Below are 22,754 nucleotides of genomic sequence, written 5' to 3' on the forward strand. Positions count from 1 at the left end.
GGTAACCTCCTAGATATGAAAAACAACACTTCATTATATAAAAACGCAAGCTTGAACAGCTCGCGGTAATCATCCATCGCTTAAACAATTACATCATGATCTGTGGATTTAAATCTATTGAAATCTGCAGATGATTTTGAGCCGTTTCTTTTTGATAATGCTCTAAAAGTGTACGTAAATGCTGATTAAGGTCCGGCTCTCGTCTGTATTTTATCAGACATTGATAACGATATCTATTGTTGATTCGACTAATGGGTGAAGCAACCGGACCGAGAACGATAGAATCCCGATTCAATCGTGAGCCTAAATAATTGGTGATTTTTTCAGTGACACTCACCGTCTTCATTAAGTCTTCATGTGAAACGGTTATAAGGACAACGTAATAATATGGAGGGTAATGACTTTGCCTGCGCAGATGCATCTCCCGTTCATAAAAAGCATCATAATCCTGCAAGGCAGAAAGCTCGATGCTGTAGTGCTCAGGCGTATAGGTTTGGATGACCACTTCTCCCGGAAGCTGATGACGTCCTGCCCTTCCGCTGACCTGTGTCAGCAGCTGGAATGTCTTTTCCGAAGAACGAAAATCAGGCAGATGGAGCATCGTATCCGCTGAAAGGACTCCAACAAGTGTGATATTAGGAAAATCAAGGCCCTTGGCAATCATTTGAGTGCCTAGCAATATATCGGCCTTCCCTTCACCAAAGGCATTCAGCAACCGCTCATGTGAACCCTTCTTACTCGTCGTGTCGACATCCATTCGTATTACCCGTGCATCAGGGAGGATTTTCGCAAGCTCTTCTTCAACCTTTTGAGTGCCTGTACCGAAGAACCTTATATGTTCACTTTCGCATTCTGGGCAAACGGAAGGCATTCCCTCTTCAAATCCACAATAATGGCATTTCATTATATCATTAAAGCGATGATAGGTGAGTGAAATGTCACAATTAGGGCAGTTGATGACCAATCCACAGCTTCGACACATCACAAAGGAAGAATGTCCCCGTTTATTTAGCATCAAGACGGTTTGCTCCCCCTTCTCAAGCCGGTCTGTCAGCTTGGTGAAGAGCAGCTCCGAAAACATGGAACGATTCCCGGTTCTTAGTTCTTCCCTCATATCTACAATATCGACTGCTGGCAATGCATTTTTATTCATCCTCTGGCTAAGGGTCAGTAATTTATAAACGTTTTTCTTGGCTCGCGCAAAAGATTCAAGTGTCGGAGTGGCGCTACCAAGTATAACCGGACACTTATATGATTTTGCTCTTTCAATTGCAACGTCCCTGGCATGGTACCTTGGCGTTTCTTCTTGCTTATAACTGGATTCGTGCTCTTCATCAATGATGACCAGTCCCAGGTTTTCAAACGGAGCGAATACGGCTGAACGTGCACCCACCACCACTTTTACCTCTTTACGGTGAATTTTCCGCCATTCATCATATTTTTCACCTACGGATAAACCGCTATGCATGACAGCAACCTGCTCCCCGAATCGTTCCTTGAACCTCTTCACCGTTTGTGGCGTCAAGGAGATTTCAGGTACCAGCATGATGGCTTCCTTCCCTTTTTCAATGACAGAGGCAATTGCCTGCAGATACACTTCCGTCTTCCCGCTGCCGGTTACACCATATAAAAGGAAAACATCATGTTCATCATGATGTATTTTCTCATGGATGGGCTTCAAGGCAGCCCCTTGTTCATCCGTTAAAGTAAAGGGATTGGATTTTTCGAACACACGGTTCTCATAAGGGTCACGGTATATTTCCTGATCCATTTCCGCCAAGGCCCCTTTTGACACTAGGGCTTTGACCGTACCGCTTGAAGTATTGATCAATTCAAGCAATTCTTTTAACGGAACGGGCTCTTGATGTTCTATAAAGTATTGAAGGAGTTCCTGCTGTTTTTTTGCATGGCTGGAAATGGACGACGCCATTTCTGTCAGTTCCTTAGAGGAAAGCAAAGATTTAATGACACGGACGGTCTTCTTGTTAAGACGGTTTTTCACATTATACACGAGCTCTAGATTGCCATTTTGTATTTCCTTTTGAAAAAGGGAGGCATTCTCCCCTTCAATCACTTCTTTCCAAGATATTGAATCGTTCTTTCCGAAAAGATTTTGAATGAAGGGCGGGAGCTGATTCTTTTTATCTTCTATGACATTGATCACTTTTTCATACTTCGCTTTCATCGCTGCCGGAAGCATGGCCTGAAGCGCTGAAATTTTAAAACACATGGCCTCTTTGGTCAACCAGTCACCAAGCTTAAGTAATTCATCATTAAGGATGGGCTCCAAATCCATTGGTTCTTTTATATAGCGTAATTTCGCAAAGTCGCTTTCAGCTTTTAAACCGGTGATGAATCCCTGCACCATTCTTGGACCGAATGGCACGATGACTCGCATGCCGGGCTTAATGACTTGGTTCCACTTTTCAGGTATGCGATAGTCAAATTCTCGATCCGTTTGTTTAGCAGGTACATCCACGATGACGGATGCAATATCCATAAGACATCATTCCTTTTGCATGCGAGATACTTCTGCCAGGATGCTTTTAGCTATATCCGCTTTACTCATTTTTGGAAGTTCGGTAGCACTTCCATCTTTATCGTAAATGGTCACGATGTTCGTATCCGTTCCAAACCCTGCCCCTGCGATGGTAACATTATTGGCAACGATCATATCTGCATTCTTTTTCACTAATTTCCCTCTTGCGTATTCTTCAACGTTGTTGGTTTCCGCCGCAAATCCCACCAAGATCTGATGGGTTTTATTCTCACCGAGTTCCTTAAGGATATCCTTTGTCCGTTCAAATTCAATCACATTTTCCCCTGGCTGCTTTTTCATCTTTTGAGCATGATAAATCTTCGGTTTATAATCCGCCACCGCAGCCGTCATGATTACGACGTCACTGGTATCGAACTGATTGAATACCTCATCGTACATATCTGCTGCCGATTCCACAGGTATTACTCTAGCCTTGGAAGGTGGCGTCAAATTCACTGGGCCAGTAATCAATGTCACCTCAGCGCCCATTTCAATTGCCTGTTCAGCTAGGGCATAGCCCATTTTTCCGCTGGAATGATTCGTCACGTAACGCACCGGATCAATTGCTTCACGAGTCGGTCCTGCCGTTATCAAATATTTCTTTCCCTTAAGTGGCTGAGGCCGTGATTTCCGTTCACCGAAATAAAGATTGAGCTGTTCGACAATTGTTTCCGGTTCCTCCAATCGTCCCTTCCCTACATAACCGCAAGCCAAATACCCTTCACCCGGTTCAATGAATTGATATCCGAACGTACGAAGTGTCTCCATGTTTTTCTGAACCGCTGGGTGGGCGTACATATGGACGTTCATTGCCGGCGCTACCCAAACTGGTGCCTCCGTTGCCAGAAGTGTGGTCGTGATCATATCATCCGCGATGCCATTGGCTACCTTGCCAATGACATTCGCTGTAGCTGGAGCCAAAAGAATGATGTCAGCCCAATCAGCCAAGTCGATGTGGGCAATGACTGAAGAATCCTTCTCATCAAATGTATCTGTGTACACATCATTTCTCGAAAGTGCTTGAAAAGTGAGCGGCGTCACGAACTTACGTGCCGATTCACTCATGATCACTTTAACATGCGCTCCTTCCTGAGTTAATTTACTTGTCAGGGCAGCAGCCTTATATACAGCAATCCCGCCGGTGACACAAAGAAGTACTTTTTTATCGATAAGCATGCAAATTTCCCCTAACTATACATTCTATTTTTATCAATTATGAAGCATAACAGAAGAAATTTCATTTGAAATGCGCAATAAATATATGGATTTCCTTAAACAATCCATCTCTTTCCCCGCTAGATCAATTCTTCCGTACTTTTGAAAAATCAAAACAAACAGGCCTGACACCTTGGCCGCAGGAAGGAAGCAACTTTCCAAATGTAACGCATCCTGTTTGCTTTAGGGTGTCAGGCCCGATAGGTCAAGCTTATGTGTTCTCTTAGTTTTCTTCGTAAGAATTATCGTAAGTCAATTTACCTGAATGAATTTCTTCAAGGGCACGACCTACGGATTTATGGGAGACCGGTTTGGTTATAAGGCAATTATCTTTAATTTGCATTTCCCTGGCACGTTTAGCTGCCACTGATACAAGCGAGTATTTTGAATCGATTTTAAGTAATAGTGAATCAATTGATGGATATAACATAGTTTATTCCGCCTCCAACATTTTTTTATATAAAACAGCAACTCTTTCCCGACGGCAATGCTCGGCAATCACAATTGCATTAATTCTAGCACATGCGGCATCCACATGATCATTTTCTACAACATAATCATAAAGATCCATAAGTTCTATTTCTTCCTTGGCCACTTTCATCCGACCTTTTATCGCTTCCTCCGTCTCGGTGCCACGAGTAACGATGCGGCTTTCAAGCTCAGTCAAGCTTGGAGGAGCAAGGAAAATGAAAAGTCCTTCAGGGAATTTCTCCCTGACCTGTTTAGCTCCTTGAACTTCAATTTCCAGAAATACATCTTTTCCGGAATCAATTGTTTCACGGACATAATCCACCGGTGTTCCATAATAATTACCGACGAACTCAGCATATTCCAGCAATTTCCCTTCTTCGATCAGTGCTTCGAATTCCTCGCGTTTTTTGAAGAAATAATCCACTCCGTCCACTTCTCCATGGCGAGGCAGCCGTGTCGTCATCGAAATTGAATATTCAAATGCCGTTCCAGGCTGGGAAAAAATCGCCTTCCTTACTGTTCCTTTACCAACACCGGATGGACCGGACAAAACGATTAATAAACCTTTTTCTCTCATATTGTTTCAGTTACCCCTCTTCTACGCTGTCATCTCTATCTTGAAGCCGTGCGGCAACCGTTTCCGGTTGAACGGCAGATAAGATGACATGGTCGCTGTCTGTAATTATAACGGCCCTAGTTCTTCTACCATATGTAGCATCTATTAAGGATCCGCGGTCTCGGGCGTCTTGGATAATCCTTTTAATCGGAGCCGATTCAGGGCTCACGATGGATACGATCCGGTTTGCGGAAACGATATTCCCAAAACCAATATTAATGAGCTTAATTGACATTTTTGTCCCCCATTCATATTCTATTGTCACCTTGTTAGGTTCATCATAAACCGACTACTCGATATTTTGAACCTGTTCCTTTAATTTTTCGAGCAGACTTTTCATTTCCACCACTTCTTTGGTAATGGCCGAATCATTTGCCTTTGATCCAATCGTATTGACTTCCCTGTTCATTTCCTGAACCAGGAAGTCGAGTTTTCTTCCAATTGGTTCACTATGGGTAAGCGTCCTTGAAAATTGCTGTATATGGCTTTCGAGTCTGGTCAGTTCTTCATTTATATCACATTTATCAGCAAAAATGGCCGCTTCCGTCACGATACGGCTATCTTCAATCAATCCTTCCGTCAACTCGGCTAGCTTGATTTCCAACCGGGCTTTATATTTCCCGACGACTGAAGGTGCATAGTTTTTGACTCCTGCAACAATCTCACCAAACTTTTCAAGCTGGTGTTTCATGTCCAAGGCCAGTTCCTGACCTTCCAGAGTCCGCATTTTTTTCAGATTTTCCAATGCCCCCGTAACAGCTTTCAATAACAGGGATTCCAAATCTACCGGAACCGCAGGTACTTCTTCCGTCACGAAAATCGACTCAAGTTGCAGCATATCCTGTAATGTAAAGGAACTTTCCAGATTGTATTTTCCCTTGACTTCATCCATCAAACCCACATATTGATCAGCAAGATCCCAATCGATCTTCACCTTTTTGGAAACCAGGCTCTCACCTTCCACAGTAATGAAGATTTCCACCCGTCCCCTTCTTATGTATTGATTCGCCTTTTTCTTCACCTTTTCTTCCAAAACCAAAAGCTGGCGCGGCATTCGAATCGTATATTCACAAAAACGATGGTTCACTGTCTTAATTTCGGCAAAAACCTTGACGTGTTCGTTTTCCGCTTCTTCTCTTCCATAGCCCGTCATACTGGTAACCATGGTTCCACATCCTATCAAACATAATGTAGTAATTTGACGTTTACATTCATTTATATATTAGCTACAGCACGAAAACTTTAGCTTACAAATAAAATACTACAAAAATAAAAAGGCAATAGAGCAAGACTCTACCACCTTAAAGATTATATCATATTTCATTGTGCTTTTCTTGCTAAAAAGGTTCCAGCCAGTAAAAAAGTTGGGATCGATGCCATTCCTATTACCAATAGCCAATCCCTTCCCGAAATCGGTACCGTATGGAAGATTGTTTGCAAGGGCTGCACATACATGACGGCAAGCATTAATAATAGGGAGGACAGTACCGCCCCGACTAGATATAGGTTACCGAATGGGTTTCTCGAGAAAATCGAACGTTCACTTCGGCAATCGAAAACATGTATTAGTTGAGCTAATACCAGGGTAGCGAATGCGATTGTTTGTGCATAAGCAAGGTTATCCGGATTTGAACGGTATACCACATAAAATGCTATCAATGTAGATATCCCGATCAGAAAACCGCGTGAGATGATTTTCCAGCCAAGCCCTCTTCCGAAAACACCTTCGTTAGCATTTCGTGGATTTCTTTTCATTACATCTTCTTCTGCCGAATCCAAGCCCAACGCCATTGCAGGCAGTCCGTCCGTAACAAGGTTCACGAATAAGATCTGGATTGGTATCAAAGGCAGTGGCAGGGCACATAGCATCGCAAAAAACATGACCAAAATCTCCCCAACATTGGAGGCAAGCAAATAACGGATGAACTTCCTTATGTTTTCATAAATATTCCTGCCTTCTTTGATGGCCGATTTAATGGTGGCAAAATTATCGTCAACCAATATCAAGGAGGAAGCTTCCTTAGCGACATCAGTCCCCGTGATACCCATGGATATACCGATATCCGCTGATTTTATCGCAGGTGCATCATTGACACCATCCCCTGTCATTGCAACGACATGTCCTTTATTTTGCAAGGCTTTTACTATTTTCAACTTATGTTCCGGGGAAACGCGGGCAAATACCGAAACACTTTCAACAACTTCCTCAAGTTCCCCGACTTCCATGTCCGCCAATTGCCGTCCTTCAAGTACACGGTCTTTTCCTTTTAAAATACCAAGTTCTTTAGCTATTGCCTTTGCGGTTATGACATGGTCGCCAGTAATCATGACAGTTTTGATCCCGGCATCCCGGCATTCCTTAACTGCCTGCTTCACTTCCGGACGTGGGGGATCGATCATGCCCTGCAGTCCCATGAAGGTTAAATTGCGCTCAGCTTCGGTTTCATGAAGCAAAATCGTTCCTTTTGAAAGGGGTTTATAACCAACGGCAATCATTCGAAGTGCCTGTGAGGCAAGCTCATTCATGTCCTGTTGCACCCTTTCCATACTCCTCTGATTCAATATTTCCGACTTTCCTTCCCAAAGAATCGTGTCGGACTGGGCGATCAATACGTCAGGGGCCCCTTTTACGATGACGAAATGATTATCTTTTTCATCCTTCACTATGACACTCATCATTTTGCGGCTCGAGTCAAATGGAAACTCCTTGACTATCGTAAACTTCTTAGACAAGTGTTCCCTCGTCAAACCCGCTTTCATGGCTGCGACCAACATCGCCCCTTCTGTCGGATCACCGTCCAATATAAATTGTTTACCATTCTCGTTTAACTCAGCTTTGTTACAGAGCATGCCGAAAGTAATCATTTGAAGCAAGGCATTATGGTTTTTCGGTGCAACTGAAACTCCCTCTAAAGAAAACTCTCCGACAGGATTATAACCAGTACCGCCGACATTCCAAGTTTTCCCTCCACTCCAAACTTTCGTCACTGTCATTTTGTTTTGTGTCAGTGTACCTGTCTTATCTGAGCAAATCACCGTTGCGCAGCCAAGCGTTTCTACGGCAGGAAGCTTGCGGACTATCGCTTTTTGTTTGATCATACGCTGAACGCCTAAAGACAAGGCTACGGTCACAATGGCTGGCAAGCCTTCGGGAATCGCTGCAACAGCCAAGGATACCCCGGCCAAAAACATCGTATAGAGGTCATGCCCTTGAATGACGCCAGTCAGGACCACGATTACTGTTAATATTAAAGCCGTGACGATCAAAATTTTCCCTAGCTGCTCCAACCTCCGTTGAAGAGGTGTTTCTTTTGTTTCTGCAGTCTGCAGGAGGTCCGCAATCTTGCCCATCGCCGTGTTCATACCTGTAGCGATTACGATTCCGACTCCATTTCCTCTTGTCACCATCGTTCCCATAAAAGCCATATTTTCCTGATCACCGATACCTTCGACCTCATTCATCAACGGATCGGAACATTTAACTGCGGGAAGAGACTCGCCTGTAAGTGCAGACTCTTCTATTTCAAGGCTTGAATGGTCGATGATCCGTAAATCAGCACCAATTCGGTCACCGCTCGAGAACTTCAGGATATCCCCTACAACGACTTCTCTCGAAGGGATTTTCAGCCATTGGCCATCCCGAAGAACGTTAACTTGCGGTGCTGCCATTTCCTTTAGGGCATCCAGGGATTTTTCTGCCTTCCGTTCTTGAAAAAACCCAAGTAATCCATTCAAAAAAACAATCGCCATGATGGCAATCGCATCGATATATTCACCTAATATCCCTGAGACCAATGTCGCGGCAAGTAAAACTATGACCATGAAATCTTTGAATTGGGCGAAAAATAAAAGAATGGCAGACTGTTTTTCTCCTTCCTTCAATTCGTTAAAGCCATGCTTACGCAGCCTGTCCTTTACTTCATCATCGTCCAAACCGTGTGTAACGTTTGTTTGAAGCGCTTTCTCCATTTCTTGATTATTCATTTCCTTGAACTCCATCAAGTATCACACATCCCTTTGAATAGAATGAAATAGGCTCCTGTATACATCTCAACAGGCGCTCTTTGCTTTACTCATCCAACACCTGCCTGCTTACCGATACATAAAACAACCTGCTCTTCTTCCATGATTATTCAGACTCGTCCAAAATAATGCTATAATTAAACAGAATTGCGGAAAGAAGAACGATTCGGATAATATAATGAATGAATGAACGACCGCCAATCATGATGAATGGTCTAAATTTGCAATTAATCTCAGGAACCTAACAAAATAGCATCATTCAATATACCTGAACTGCAACTCCAGCTTTTCACCCAGTTCGCTACAGCTATAATGGGCAGCCCTGATGCATTGATAACGCCTAGCAAAATGAGTATCTTAGAAAATCTTATGTAAAGGAAGTAAAAATAGAATGTCATTTGATGGATTATTTACGAAAGCGATGACGGAAGAAATCGCTTCTTTATTAAAAGGTGGACGAATAAATAAAGTACATCAGCCTTATAAAAATGAAGTAATATTGGTTGTTCGTGCTGGAGGTAAGAACCATAAGCTCTTATTATCGGCACACCCAAGTTATTCAAGGGTGCAATTGACTGAGGAAAGTTATGAAAATCCTAAAGAAGCACCCATGTTCTGCATGCTTCTTAGAAAGCACCTCGAAGGCTATACGATAGAAGATATTTATCAGTATGAACTTGATAGGATGATCATTTTTGAGGTGAAGGGCCGCAATGAGCTTGGCGATGTCTCTCAAAAGCAATTAATCATTGAAATTATGGGGCGTCACAGCAACATTGTTTTAGTCGATAAAGAACGGAATATGATTTTAGACAGCATTAAGCATGTTTCCCATGCCGTGAACAGTTATCGGGCGATATTGCCAGGCCAGGAATATAAGGTGCCACCCGCACAAGCAAAGGATAATCCCTTCAATGCTACTGAGGACGATATTAGGAGGAATATTGACTTCAATGCAGGAAAACTAGATCGACAGCTTGTTGCCCATTTTTCAGGAATTTCACCATTGGTTGCAAAGGAAGCCGTTTACCGGGCTGGATTAGCCAACAGCACCACCCTTCCATTAGCTTTTTCAGGTCTTATCCAAGAAATCTCGGAACATAAATATGCTGCGACGATCAAACAAGATGGCAATAAAGAAGTTTTTTATATGCTTTCACTAGAGCATCTAACAGGAAAACAGCGTACGTTTTCTTCATTAAGCGAGATGCTCGACCGCTATTATTTCGGAAAGGCAGAACGAGATCGAGTTAAACAAAAGAGTCAGGATGTAGAACGTTTCATTTCCAATGAAATCGAAAAGAACTCAAAAAAAATCGGCAAGCTCGAACGTACATTAAAAGATACGGAACGCGGAGAACAGTATCAATTATTCGGTGAACTGCTTACAGCTAATCTATATCAAATGAAAAAAGGCATGAAGGAAATCGAAGTCGTCAATTATTATGATGAAGAACAGAATACGGTCACCATTCCGCTTGACCCCTTAAAAAATCCATCCGATAATGCACAAAAGTACTTCTCTAGATACCAAAAGTCCAAAAATGCAGTCGGTGTCGTTCAAGAACAAATTGAAAAGACAAAATTGGAATTAGCCTACTTTGAAGCCTTGCATCAGCAGCTCCAATCAGCTTCACCCAGAGATATAGAGGAGATTCGCGAAGAACTTCAGGAAGAAGGGTACATTCGGCAAAAAAAGAAAAAAGGCATGAAAAAGCCCGCAAATGCAAAACCGCAGCTTGAAACATATTATGCTACGGATGGAGATCTCATTTTTGTCGGAAAAAATAATAAACAAAATGATTATCTAACGAATAAGTTTGCACGCCGTGATGAAATATGGCTTCATACCAAAGATATCCCTGGATCCCATGTTGTGATTCGAAATGAATCACCAAGTGAAAAAACGATAAAAGAGGCAGCCGTATTAGCAGCTTTCTTCAGTAAAGCAAAGCAATCGAGCTCAGTTCCCGTTGACTTCACACAAGTTCGCCATGTTAAGAAACCTAATGGCTCAAAGCCCGGTTTCGTGATTTATGAGCAACAGCAGACCGTATATATTACACCAGATGCCGATATCGTCATTCGCTTAAAGGAAGCGGTAAAGGATTGAATGGTATATAAATAAATAGAGGTGACCCAATCCTGTGTGATTGGGTCACCTCTATTTTCATGCTGAAATCCAAGCGGTATCTGCTGGATTCTCCCGCCATTTTTTCAACTTTTCCAATTCATCTTCTGTGATATACCCTTTTTCATTAGCGACTTTTATCAAAGTCGAGTAGTCACTCAACGAGTGGTTAGTGATGCCCTCAGCATCGAATTTTTCTTTTCCCTTTTCCAATTCGTAAGTAAAGATCGAAACGACTCCAAGAACATCACAGCCAGCTTCTTTCAACGCGTTAACAGCAGTAATCACGCTGCCGCCGGTTGAAATCAAGTCTTCCACAACAACCACTTTTTGTCCTGGAACAGCGCGGCCTTCGATTTGATTACCCTTTCCGTGCTCTTTAGCTTTCGAGCGGACATAGCACATCGGAGCATTTAATTTTTCACTCACCCAAGCAGCATGCGGAATGCCGGCAGTTGCAGTGCCTGCGATCAGTTCAACCTCAGGGAAATGCTGTTCAATCAATCCTTTCAAACCTTCCGCTATTTCATTGCGAACCTCTGGGTATGAAAGGGTTAAGCGGTTGTCGCAATAAATGGGTGATTGAATTCCTGATGCCCAAGTAAAGGGGTCATTCGGCTGTAGGTACACTGCTTTTATTTCTAATAAATGTTCAGCTATCTTTTGATTTATCATGATATTCCCTCCCAAGCTGCTTTCATATCCAAATACGCCCTTAATGGATCTTTCGCCCCCGTTATGGCTCTCCCTACAACGATGGCATCCGCTCCAAAATCCCTTGCCTGTTCAGGCGTGGCAATTCTCTTTTGATCATGCGTCTGTCCACCTGCACTTCGGATTCCAGGTGTGACCGTTAAGAATTCATGTCCGATGCGTTCATGTATGTTCTTTACTTCATGTGTGGAACAGACGACGCCATCCAATCCAGCCTGTTGAGTAAGTTTTGCATAATGGAGGACCGAATCCTCCAGAGATCCGGCAATGTTTTGCTCATCATTCATTTGTTCTTGTGACGTGCTAGTCAGTTGGGTAACCCCTATGCAAAACGGACGCTTTTTACCCGCGGACGTTCCTTTATCAAGACCCTCCATAGCTGCTTCCATCATCTTTTGGCCACCCGCCGCATGTACATTGACCATGTCAGCACCTAAAGTTGCCAAACCTGTCATGGCCATTTTGACAGTATTCGGAATATCATGAAGCTTCAAGTCCAAAAACACATCGTGGCCTTGCTCTTTTACGAAAGAAATAATTGATGGTCCATTCTGATAAAATAATTCCATCCCCACTTTTACAGCAAGTTTTTCCGAGGGGAACTGTTTAAGGAATCTCTCTGTTTGAATGAGATCAGGGAAATCAAGAGCGATAATTAATGACTGCTTCATTCTGCTTCCAGCTCCTTCCGGTACATTCTGAAATATGGTCAAATCCCAGCTCATCCAACAATTTCGGTAAATCTTCGATGATGGTCGGGCATACGAAGGGATCCACGAAGTTCGCAGTTCCCACCGCCACAGCACTGGCACCTGCATAGAAAAATTCAATGACGTCTTCTGCTGTAGCGATTCCGCCCATTCCGATTATTGGAATCGATACTTGCTGGCTTACCTCATAAATCATCCGGAGAGCAACCGGTTTTATTGCAGGACCAGATAACCCACCCGTTCTGTTCGAAAGGATCGGCCTGCCAGTTTTTAAATCCAATCGCATGCCGACTAATGTGTTTATCATTGTCAACCCGTCAGCTCCGCCTTCTTCTACAGCTTTGGCCATTTCCACAATGTTACTGACATTCGGTGAAAGCTTTACATATACAGGAACCGAAGATACTTCCTTGACCGCCTTGGTTACCTCTTTGGCAACTTCCGGTACCGTCCCGAAAGCTATGCCTCCTTCTTTTACATTCGGACAAGAGATATTCAATTCGAGTGCTTTTACATTCCCGACCTTACTTATGTCACTGGCTACCTTTACATAGTCAGCTATTTGTGAACCCGCAACGTTGGCGATAATTGGGACATCATACCCACCTAGCCATGCCAGTTCTTCACTGATGACCTTTTCTAAACCTGGATTCTGCAGTCCGATGGCGTTCAGCATTCCCGAAGAGGTCTCCGCTACACGCGGAGTCGGGTTACCGAACCTCGGTTCAGGAGTGGTCGCTTTGATCATGATCGCTCCAAGAATATCCAAGTCGAAAAATTGACTGTATTCACGGCCGAACCCAAAGCATCCAGATGCTGGCATGACTGGGTTTTTCAAGTGTAATCCTGGTAACTCAACTGAAAGCCTGTTCATAATAGCACCTCTCCTGCCCGGAATACGGGTCCATCACTGCATACCTTTTTATAACTGAAACCAGTTGGATCATCCCCTGTATGACATACGCAGGCAAAGCATGCACCGATGCCGCAACCCATCCTTTCCTCGAGGGACAAGAAAAGCTTTTTCTCACGATAGCCCGCTTCCAATGCTTTTAACATTGGTGTAGGGCCGCATGAAAAGATCGTTGCAAACTCCTGCTCCAGGTTGTCAATCACAGTCGTAACAAATCCTTTTGTCCCATATGAACCATCCACTGTGGCAATATGGGTATCACCTAATTCACTAAACTCTTTTTCGTAAAAGATGGCTGACTTGGTCTGGAAGCCCAATACATGGATTACCCTGACTCCATTCGCAACCAACATCTGTGATAATTGATACAGGGGCGGGACACCAATCCCACCACCAACCAATAACGCCGTTTCGCCCTTCTTCGCTTCATGAACGGGAAATCCGTTGCCAAGGGGACCAAGGATATCGACCGCTTCTGCTTGTTTACGCTGTGATAACAACGTTGTTCCTTTACCTTCAGCCCGATAAATCATCGTGAACTGTTTTTCACTGCCATTATAAGAAGAAATTGAAATCGGGCGTCTTAACAATGGCTCAGTACCATCTGTTGTCTTGACTTGGACAAACTGGCCTGGTTGCTTCATCTCTGAAACCAATTCACCTTGCAGAGTAAGTTCAAAGATGGATGGGGCCAGTTCTTTATGAGTTAACACCTTCATTCTTTCCTTCTTGATCATATATAGCTCACCTCACGACTTATTTCCGTTTTTCCCATCGCTTCTGCCGAGAAGGTCATGGATTCTATCACTCTTAAAATGGCTTCTGCCGTATCGAGTGATGTTAAGCATGTCACTCCATTTTCAACCGATTCACGTCGGATTCTAAAACCATCGCGTTCCGGCTGCTTTCCTTTGGTCAAAGTGTTAATGACAAATTGTGCATCCCCGTTTCGGATAACATCCAGTAGGTTTGTACCTTCTTCGCCAATTTTACCGACAATTGCAGTCGGGATTCCGGATTGCTCCAATAGGGCAGCAGTTCCGCTGGTGGCTATCAGCTTGAAACCGATATTATGGAAACGTCTTGCTAAAAGCAGCGCCTCTTGCTTATCTTTATCCGATATCGTCAATAAGACCGAACCATGCCCTTCAATTTTGAAGCCGGAAGCGACCAGGCCTTTATATAAAGCCTTTTCAAGTGTGCTATCTTTCCCCATTACTTCACCAGTCGATTTCATTTCAGGTCCAAGTGAAATGTCCACACCTCTTAATTTCGCAAAAGAGAAGACCGGCACTTTCACATAGACCCCAGATTGTTCTGGCACTAATCCTGATTGGTAACCTTGGCTTTCAAGCGAGTGGCCCAAGATGACCTTCGTTGCTAAGTTAGCCATCGGCACATTCGTAATTTTACTTAAGAATGGAACGGTTCGGCTAGAACGTGGATTTACTTCAATGACATACACTTCTTCATTGCTGATGACATATTGAATGTTCAAGAGACCAATTATATTCAAGCCTTTTGCCAATCGGGTCGTATAGTCGATGATTACTTCTTTTTGTTTTTCCGTTAAATTTTGAGGCGGATAGACTGCAATCGAATCACCGGAATGGACGCCGGCACGTTCGATATGCTCCATGATCCCTGGGATAACGACCGTTTCGCCATCGGAAATGCCATCGACTTCGACTTCCTTACCCGTCAGGTAGCGGTCTATCAGGACAGGATGATCTGGATTTATTTTCACGGCATTTTTCATGTAATGTAGCAATTCCTCTTGTTTATAGACGATTTCCATCGCTCTTCCTCCGAGTACGTACGATGGCCTTACTAATACCGGGTAACCAATGTCTTCAGCAATGACGATCGCTTCATCAACCGATGTTGCGGTTTTACCTTTTGGCTGCGGAATGCCTAAATCCTTAAGTGCCTTTTCGAATTTATTACGATTTTCCGCCCTATCCAGGTCTTCAAGTGAAGTACCAAGGATCTTCACTCCTCTTTCAACAAGACCATCTGCAAGGTTGATCGCTGTCTGTCCGCCAAACTGGACGATGACCCCTTCTGGTTTTTCCAAATCGATGACATGCATGACATCTTCAAGTGTCAATGGTTCGAAATAAAGTTTGTCGGAGATACTGAAGTCCGTCGAAACTGTTTCGGGATTGTTGTTAATGATGATTGCTTCATATCCCGCTTCTTTAATCGCCCATACCGAATGTACGGTCGCATAATCAAACTCTACTCCTTGCCCTATCCGAATTGGGCCAGACCCCAGAACAATGACACTTTTCTTGTCAGTAACGATGGATTCATTTTCATCTTCGTAAGTTCCATAAAAATACGGTGTTTCCGATTCGAACTCGGCAGCACATGTATCGACCATTTTGTAAACAGGGATGATCCCTTGCTTTTTCCGGTACTCATAGACGTCAATTTCGGGAACTTCCCATATTTCTGCAATCGTTTTGTCAGAAAACCCTAGTTCTTTAGCCTTTTGCAATACTTCACTATCAAAGGAATGTTCTTGAAGTTCCTTTTCAAAGTCGATTATCTTTTTCAACTTATGCAAGAAGAATAAATCGATCTGGCTCCATTCGTGAATGGTTTCGATCGTCTTCCCCCTTCTTAATGCTTCGCCGATATAGAATAACCGTTCATCTCCAGCTTTTCGGATCCGTTTCTCTATTTTTTCATCCTCAAACTCGTCATTCAATTCAAGATGGTATATACCCGCTTCAAGGGAACGAACAGCTTTTAAGATGGATTCTTCGAATGTACGGCCGATTGCCATGACTTCTCCGGTCGCTTTCATTTGTGTCCCGAGCCTGCGGTTGGCGCTTTCGAACTTATCAAAAGGCCAGCGCGGAATTTTTGTAACGACATAGTCCAGGGCCGGTTCAAAGCTCGCATAGGTTTTACCTGTGACCGGGTTCATCATTTCATCAAGCGTCAAACCAACTGCTATCTTTGCTGCAAGCTTTGCAATTGGATAACCTGTTGCTTTTGAAGCAAGTGCCGACGAACGGCTGACCCTTGGGTTCACTTCAATGACATAATATTGATAGCTGTTTGGATCTAGCGCAAGCTGAACATTGCATCCACCTTCAATTTTCAAGGCACGGATAATCTTCAAAGACGTATTTCTAAGCATTTGATATTCTCTGTCACTTAAAGTTTGGCTAGGTGCGGCAACTATCGAATCGCCAGTATGGACACCGACAGGGTCGAAGTTTTCCATATTACATACAACTATTGCATTATCATTGGAATCACGCATCACTTCATATTCCACTTCTTTGAACCCGGCAATGCTCTTCTCTAGCAAACATTGGTGAACTGGACTGCTTTTCAGGCCACCCTCAACAATCTCAATCAGTTGCTCTTCGTTATCACAAATCCCACCGCCTGTTCCGCCAAGCGTGAAGGCCGGACGAACAATGACCGGATAGCCGACTCGTTCCACGAATGTATAAGCCTCTTCCAAGTTATGAATGATGTCGCTGTCTGGTACTGGTTCCCCAAGATCGTTCATGAGGGTACGGAACAGGTCACGATCTTCCGCTTGTTGGATGGCGGAAAGTTTCGTCCCAAGGATCTGCACATTGCATTCTTCAAGAATTCCCGCTTCGGCAAGCTCGACGGCCATGTTCAGGCCAGTCTGTCCACCCAAGGTAGGTAACAGTGCATCCGGGCGCTCTTTACGAATGATTTTGCTGACAAATTCCAATGTGATCGGTTCGATATAGACCGCATCAGCCATTTCACTGTCAGTCATGATTGTGGCAGGGTTGGAGTTGATCAGGATCACTCGATAACCTTCTTCTTTTAAGGCTATACATGCTTGGGTTCCTGCATAATCGAACTCGGCGGCCTGTCCGATGACGATCGGACCGGAACCAATTACTAGGATGCTTTTTATATCAGTGCGTTTTGGCATGTTTTTTCCCCCTTGGTGTTTGCAGCTTCAATCATTTGTAAGAATTCATTGAATAAGTAGTTTGCGTCTTCCGGCCCTGGTGATGCTTCCGGGTGATATTGTACGGTGAAAGCTGGAAATTTTTTATGGCGCAGTCCTTCAATCGTATCGTCATTCAATGCTGTATGTGTCACAATAAGATCAGTCTTTTCAATTGAAAACTCTTCGACTGTATATCCATGATTTTGAGATGTGATGGATATCTTCCCGGTGCGAAGGTCTTTAACCGGATGATTTGAACCTCGATGGCCGAATTTTAATTTTTCCGTATCCGCCCCGTTTGCAAGTGCGAATAATTGATGTCCTAAACAGATTCCGAATAATGGCACTTCCGTTTGGATTGTACGGATCATTTCAAGTGTCTCATGAACACTTTTCGGATCCCCAGGACCGTTTGAAAGCATCACACCATCTGGATGATATTGCATCACTTCCTCGGCAGTGACGTTATAAGGTACAACCACGACATCACAGCCGCGCTTCGTCAACTCACGTAATATCCCATGCTTCATGCCATAGTCTACAAGAACTACCCGCGGGCCTCTGCCCGGGCTAGAATAAGGTGATTTTGTTGAAACCTGTTTCACTTGATTAGAAGGAATCACCGTTGCTTTCAACTGGGAAACAACCTCTTTTGCATCTTTATTGATATTGCAGAGCGCTCCTTTAAGTGCGCCTGATTTCCTGATGATCCTTGTCAGCTTTCTCGTATCGATTCCGCTTATTCCAGGTATGTTCTTCATTTTCAGATATTCATCTAGGGATGTTTGGTTTCGCCAGTTAGAAGGAAGTTCTGCTGTTTCCTTAACGACGAATCCTGCTATCGCTGGATTGATGGATTCAAAGTCATCCCGGTTTATCCCGTAGTTCCCGATCAATGGATACGTAAGTGTAACGATTTGACCGCAATAAGATGGATCGGATAGAATCTCCTGGTATCCTGTCATTCCTGTGTTAAAAACGACTTCACCTATTTTTTCTACGTCCCCTCCGAATGCTTCCCCAAGGAAAACCGTTCCATCTTCTAAAATAAGCTGTCTTTTCATCCTTGAACACGTCCTTTTTCCCAAGCTGTTTTTCCTTCTGCAATTGTCATGACTGGCCAGCCATAACATTTCTTTTCATTAAAAGGTGTATTTTTCCCTTTTGAAGCAAACTCTTCATTATTAATTTCTTTTTCCGTTTCCAAATCTATGAGCACGATATCGGCAGTAGCACCTTCTTTAAGCTCTCCATATGGAAGGGAGAAACATTCAGACGGTTTGATTGTCAGGAAATCGACTAATTGCTTTAATGTTAAGACGCCCTTTTTGACCAATTCGGTAAAAAGCAACGGGAAGGCCGTTTCCAATCCTACTATTCCGAAAGGTGCTAGCTGCATTCCCTGCGCCTTTTCCTCAGCCGCATGCGGGGCATGGTCTGTTGCTATAAAATCGATGGTTCCGTCAAGCAGTCCTTCTATCAACGCGTCTCGATCTTCACGGCCCCTTAAAGGCGGGTTCATTTTATAATTCGTATCAAGTCCCGGTATATCATCTTCACACAATAATAAGTGATGCGGTGTAACTTCGGCTGTGACCCGGATACCGGCGCGTTTGGCATCCCTTACCGTTCTAACCGATTCCTTCGTGGATATATGACAAACGTGATAATGGCAATCCGCCGCTTCCGCAAGGAGGATATCCCGGGCAATATGTACAGCTTCACATACCGACGGAATTCCATTGATCCCCTGTTCCTTTGAGAATCTTCCTTCATGGACGGAGCCTTTATTGATTAAGCTATTATCTTCACAATGAGCAACTATGGCCATATCCTGAGCGGCTGCCCGCTTCATGGCCTCCAGCATCATCCCGGCTTCTTGAATTCCTACGCCATCGTCCGTAAAGGCGAAAGCACCCGTTTGTTTTAATGAAGAAAAGTCGGTCAATTCCTTGCCAGCTTCCCTAATCGTTATGGATGCATAAGGGAGTACCCGGACATGCGCCGTTTCTTCAATTTTCCGGTTAAGCGCTTCAAGGTTTTCCACTGTATCAGGAACGGGCCGAGTATTAGGCATCGCCGCTACCGTAGTGAAACCGCCTCTTGCCGCTGCAAGCGTTCCACTTGCGATTGTTTCCTTGTGTTCACCGCCCGGTTCGCGTAAATGGACATGCAGGTCAATAAATCCCGATGTAATGAGTAACCCTTCAGCATCAACTACCTTACAATTTTCCGTAGCCAGGTTCTCGCCGATTTTTGTGATGACCTTTCCTTCTATTTCAATGTCCGCTTTTTTGAATGAGTTTTGATTATCTAGCAATACTCCATTTTTGATTACGGTTTTCATGGATGATTCCCCCTTCGGATTGTTCAAGCACATTTTTTAATACGGCCATTCTGATGAACACGCCATTTTGCATTTGTTTGAAAATTCTTGAGCGGCTGCATTCGACTAAATCACTGTCTATTTCAACACCGCGGTTTATTGGTGCAGGATGCATGATGATCGCATCCGGTTTCATATTTTTTTCACGTTGTTTGGTCAGGCCGAAACTTTCCAGATAATCTCCGTTTGCCTGATCGTATTTTTCAATATGCCTTTCATGCTGGATTCTGAGCAGCATGACCACATCCGAAGTAGCTACCGCTTGATCGATGTCTTCATACCTTCCTAAACTGTTTGTTCTGTCAAACCATTCAGGCGGACCTGAAAATACGACATTCGCTCCTAATCGAGTTAATGCTTCTGCATTCGATTTCGCAACCCGACTATGCCTGACATCCCCGATTATCGCAATCTTCAGACCTTCGAAACTTTTAAACTCTTGTTTTATCGTCAATAAGTCCAGTAATGACTGGGTTGGATGATTCCCGCATCCATCCCCTGCATTGATTATCGGGATCCTTATCCTCCCTTTCAATTCGTCAAAATAATTATCCTGCTCATGACGGATGATCAAGGCATTGATGCCTATTGCTTCTAACGTTTTAACAGTGTCATATAAGGTTTCGCCTTTTAACACGGATGATGTACCCGCATCAAAAGGAATGACCTCAAGGCCCAGTTTTCTTTCAGCCATTTCAAAGCTTGATTTTGTACGTGTGCTTGGTTCAAAGAAGAGATTGGCAACTGTTGTCTGCTGTTTAGGATTCCATTCCGAGCCATTGGCAAATCCCTCAGCCTCGTCTAGAATTCTTTCAATTTCAGGTATAGTCAATTCATTCATCGTCAATAATTTTTTCATCGATCCTGCTCCTTTCACATTTGTGATGCGGGGCATAAAAAACACCCCGCCATTAAGGACAGGGTGTAGGTCATAAAGAAGCGTGAGGTCACGGAATGGTTATAAACACCTATCCCGTTCTCATTCATCTTTACGCAACACCCTTTTAAGCCTCTCTGGACTTCTTTTAAAAGGTGATCTATTGTTTAATGCAGTTTCACTTATTTTTCAAAGATGTCTCCTGATATTTTTTCCCGGTCAGGAAGAATCAAGTTAAGAAGGATTCCGACGATGGCTGAAAGTGCCATTCCGGAAAGCGATACCGTGTCCGATAGTTGAACGAACGCTCCCCCGATCCCTAACACCAGGATGACTGAAGCTATCATCAGGTTTCTTTTCTTGTCAAAATCAACCTTATTATCAATCAGCATCCTTAATCCACTTGATGCGATGATACCGAAGAGTAAGATGGAAATGCCGCCCATTACAGCTGTAGGTATCGAGCTGATGACTGCTGAAATCTTACCGTTAAAGCCAAAGATGATTGCAGTTAACGCTGCCCCTCCGATGATATACACACTAAATGCCTTTGTCATCGTAAGGACCCCAATATTTTCACCATATGATGTCAGCGGTGGACCGCCGATGAACGAACCAATCATGATTCCTGCTCCATCTCCTAAAATCGAACGATGCAAACCGGGCTTTTCCAAAAAGTTTCTGCCAACTACTTTGCTCAGTACCATCTGGTGCCCGATATGTTCTGATAAAGTCACGATGGCAACGGGTACCATGATGGCAATGACCTCCCATGAGAAGGTCGGTGTATAGGTTACATATGGAAACATGAATTCAGGCATTTCCCACCATTGTGCTGACTTGATTGGTTCATAATCTATTATTCCTGCAACAGCCGAACAGCTGTAGCCCACTATGATTCCCATTAAGATGGGAATCAAGTTAATGAATCCCTTAAAGAACACGTTGCAGATAATGGTTACCGCTAAAGTGATCAGCGCTATAACTATATATGTGACGCTGTATTTATCTTGTGGATCATACATTGCCATTTCCACGGCCGTCCCGGCAAGGCTTAATCCGATTACGATAATGACCGGACCCACCACAACCGGAGGAAGTAAATTCATTAACCAGCGCAACCCGACTTTTTGGATGATCAAAGCTACTATCCCATATATGAATCCTGCTGCAAAACAGCCGATCATGGCCGCCTCCGGACCTCCTAAAGCCTTTGCCGCGATGATTGGCGTAATGAAGGCGAAAGATGAACCGAGATAAGCAGGTATCTGCCCTTTGGTAATCAATAAGTAAGAAAGTGTGCCTAATCCGCTTGAAACCAGTGCTACCGCCGGACTTAACCCTACCAGGAATGGCACTAGCACCGTTGCACCGAACATGGCGAACAAATGCTGGATGCTTAACGTAATCCACTGGCCAACCTTTGGCACGTCCTCGACATCCAGTACGATGTCCCTTTTTGTTTCTTCCATTTTCGTATCCCCCTCATGAAAATTGCATCAAAACTGCAAAAACCCTCTTTGCAGTATATACAAAGAGGGTTTCTCAGAAGGTGAATGCCTATGCATGGCACAACTCTCCCGATTGACTCCCCTTTGCCAGCCTCTCTGGACTGTCTTTAAAAGGGTGATATGAAATTTTCATGTTGTTTAGTTTTCTAATATAGTAACTTGATCTACTTCATCTACTTCTGTTAAAGTAACGGTAATTTTTTCAGATTGGGAAGTCGGAACGTTTTTCCCGACGAAATCTGCACGTATAGGCAGTTCCCTATGTCCCCTATCCACTAATACGGCAAGCTGGATTTGCGAAGGTCTTCCCAAATCAACCAGAGCATCCATTGCCGCTCTAACGGTCCTGCCGGTGAAAAGGACATCATCCACTAAAATCACTTTCTTGTCGCTGATATTGACCGGGATGTCTGAACCTTTTACGATGGGTTCCCCATCATTGGTCTTTTTTGAGAGGTCATCGCGATAAAGTGTAATATCCAGTTCACCCAGCTCTATTTCCTTACCTTCTATTTGATTGATGCGCTTTGCAAGTCGGTCAGCAAGGAAAATCCCGCGTGTGCGTATCCCGATTAAAACGCAATCTTCAATCCCCTTATTTTTCTCAATAATTTCATGGGCAATTCTCGTCAAGGCTCTGCTAATGGCCTGCTCATCAAGTACTATGGCTTTCTCATTCAACATGTC

18 protein-coding genes are annotated in these 22,754 nt (G+C 43.7%); 1 reads left to right on the forward strand and 17 read right to left on the reverse strand.

Features of this window, described 5'->3' with window-relative positions; all coding sequences use genetic code 11:
- Positions 1–88 precede the first annotated feature (88 nt).
- The 7 genes from priA to QUF86_RS24410 form a co-directional block, all read right to left on the reverse strand.
- Positions 89–2,500 carry a primosomal protein N' gene (gene priA, locus QUF86_RS24380; RefSeq protein WP_289317203.1) on the reverse strand — a complete coding sequence of 804 codons (2,412 nt, stop codon included), beginning with the start codon at positions 2,498–2,500 and terminating at the stop codon, positions 89–91.
- Between the two features lie 6 nt (positions 2,501–2,506).
- Positions 2,507–3,715, reverse strand: a complete 1,209-nt coding sequence (gene coaBC, locus QUF86_RS24385; protein WP_289317204.1) for a bifunctional phosphopantothenoylcysteine decarboxylase/phosphopantothenate--cysteine ligase CoaBC — start codon at positions 3,713–3,715, stop codon at positions 2,507–2,509.
- Positions 3,716–3,977: 262 nt separating this feature from the next.
- On the reverse strand, positions 3,978–4,184 hold the full coding sequence (gene rpoZ, locus QUF86_RS24390) for a DNA-directed RNA polymerase subunit omega (RefSeq protein WP_101224607.1): 207 nt from the start codon (positions 4,182–4,184) through the stop codon (positions 3,978–3,980).
- 3 nt (positions 4,185–4,187) lie between these two features.
- Positions 4,188–4,802 (reverse strand): guanylate kinase, encoded by a 615-nt coding sequence (gene gmk, locus QUF86_RS24395; protein ID WP_034313809.1) that lies wholly within the window; start codon positions 4,800–4,802, stop codon positions 4,188–4,190.
- Positions 4,803–4,812: 10 nt separating this feature from the next.
- The gene (remA, locus tag QUF86_RS24400; RefSeq protein ID WP_034313813.1) at positions 4,813–5,076 is read right to left on the reverse strand and encodes an extracellular matrix/biofilm regulator RemA; all 264 of its coding nucleotides are present in this window, start codon (positions 5,074–5,076) and stop codon (positions 4,813–4,815) included.
- A gap of 54 nt (positions 5,077–5,130) precedes the next feature.
- On the reverse strand, positions 5,131–6,006 hold the full coding sequence (locus tag QUF86_RS24405) for a YicC/YloC family endoribonuclease (RefSeq protein ID WP_289317205.1): 876 nt from the start codon (positions 6,004–6,006) through the stop codon (positions 5,131–5,133).
- 155 nt (positions 6,007–6,161) lie between these two features.
- On the reverse strand, positions 6,162–8,840 hold the full coding sequence (locus QUF86_RS24410) for a calcium-translocating P-type ATPase, SERCA-type (RefSeq protein WP_289318438.1): 2,679 nt from the start codon (positions 8,838–8,840) through the stop codon (positions 6,162–6,164).
- A gap of 415 nt (positions 8,841–9,255) precedes the next feature.
- On the opposite strand from QUF86_RS24410, the gene QUF86_RS24415 reads away from it, so the two are divergent.
- Positions 9,256–10,977 carry an Rqc2 family fibronectin-binding protein gene (locus tag QUF86_RS24415; RefSeq protein ID WP_289335953.1) on the forward strand — a complete coding sequence of 574 codons (1,722 nt, stop codon included), beginning with the start codon at positions 9,256–9,258 and terminating at the stop codon, positions 10,975–10,977.
- Positions 10,978–11,034: 57 nt separating this feature from the next.
- On the opposite strand, the gene pyrE is transcribed toward QUF86_RS24415, so the two are convergent.
- The 10 genes from pyrE to pyrR all read right to left on the reverse strand — a co-directional run bounded on the left by pyrE (position 11,035) and on the right by pyrR (position 22,751).
- Complete coding sequence (pyrE, locus tag QUF86_RS24420) at positions 11,035–11,670, reverse strand: orotate phosphoribosyltransferase (RefSeq protein WP_421154907.1); 636 nt, start codon at positions 11,668–11,670, stop codon at positions 11,035–11,037.
- On the reverse strand, positions 11,667–12,380 hold the full coding sequence (gene pyrF, locus QUF86_RS24425; RefSeq protein WP_289335954.1) for an orotidine-5'-phosphate decarboxylase: 714 nt from the start codon (positions 12,378–12,380) through the stop codon (positions 11,667–11,669). Before pyrF ends, pyrE begins: the two co-directional genes overlap by 4 nt.
- Positions 12,352–13,293: a dihydroorotate dehydrogenase gene (locus tag QUF86_RS24430; protein ID WP_289317208.1), complete on the reverse strand. Its 942-nt coding sequence runs from the start codon at positions 13,291–13,293 to the stop codon at positions 12,352–12,354. Before QUF86_RS24430 ends, pyrF begins: the two co-directional genes overlap by 29 nt.
- A complete protein-coding gene (locus tag QUF86_RS24435) occupies positions 13,290–14,069 on the reverse strand; it encodes a dihydroorotate dehydrogenase electron transfer subunit (RefSeq protein WP_063231913.1) in 780 nt (259 codons plus the stop codon). Before QUF86_RS24435 ends, QUF86_RS24430 begins: the two co-directional genes overlap by 4 nt.
- The gene (gene carB, locus QUF86_RS24440) at positions 14,066–17,272 is read right to left on the reverse strand and encodes a carbamoyl-phosphate synthase large subunit (RefSeq protein ID WP_289335956.1); all 3,207 of its coding nucleotides are present in this window, start codon (positions 17,270–17,272) and stop codon (positions 14,066–14,068) included. The genes QUF86_RS24435 and carB overlap by 4 nt, the downstream gene beginning before the upstream one ends.
- Positions 17,251–18,357 (reverse strand): carbamoyl phosphate synthase small subunit, encoded by a 1,107-nt coding sequence (locus QUF86_RS24445; protein ID WP_289335958.1) that lies wholly within the window; start codon positions 18,355–18,357, stop codon positions 17,251–17,253. The genes carB and QUF86_RS24445 overlap by 22 nt, the downstream gene beginning before the upstream one ends.
- Positions 18,354–19,640, reverse strand: a complete 1,287-nt coding sequence (locus QUF86_RS24450; protein WP_289335959.1) for a dihydroorotase — start codon at positions 19,638–19,640, stop codon at positions 18,354–18,356. The genes QUF86_RS24445 and QUF86_RS24450 overlap by 4 nt, the downstream gene beginning before the upstream one ends.
- Positions 19,603–20,538: an aspartate carbamoyltransferase catalytic subunit gene (locus tag QUF86_RS24455; protein ID WP_289317212.1), complete on the reverse strand. Its 936-nt coding sequence runs from the start codon at positions 20,536–20,538 to the stop codon at positions 19,603–19,605. Before QUF86_RS24455 ends, QUF86_RS24450 begins: the two co-directional genes overlap by 38 nt.
- 200 nt (positions 20,539–20,738) lie before the next feature.
- Positions 20,739–22,028 (reverse strand): solute carrier family 23 protein, encoded by a 1,290-nt coding sequence (locus tag QUF86_RS24460; RefSeq protein ID WP_289335960.1) that lies wholly within the window; start codon positions 22,026–22,028, stop codon positions 20,739–20,741.
- Positions 22,029–22,205: 177 nt separating this feature from the next.
- Positions 22,206–22,751, reverse strand: a complete 546-nt coding sequence (pyrR, locus tag QUF86_RS24465) for a bifunctional pyr operon transcriptional regulator/uracil phosphoribosyltransferase PyrR (protein WP_289318440.1) — start codon at positions 22,749–22,751, stop codon at positions 22,206–22,208.
- Positions 22,752–22,754 lie beyond the last annotated feature (3 nt).

Source organism: Peribacillus sp. NJ11, from assembly GCF_030348405.1.
Lineage (GTDB): Bacteria > Bacillota > Bacilli > Bacillales > DSM-1321 > Peribacillus.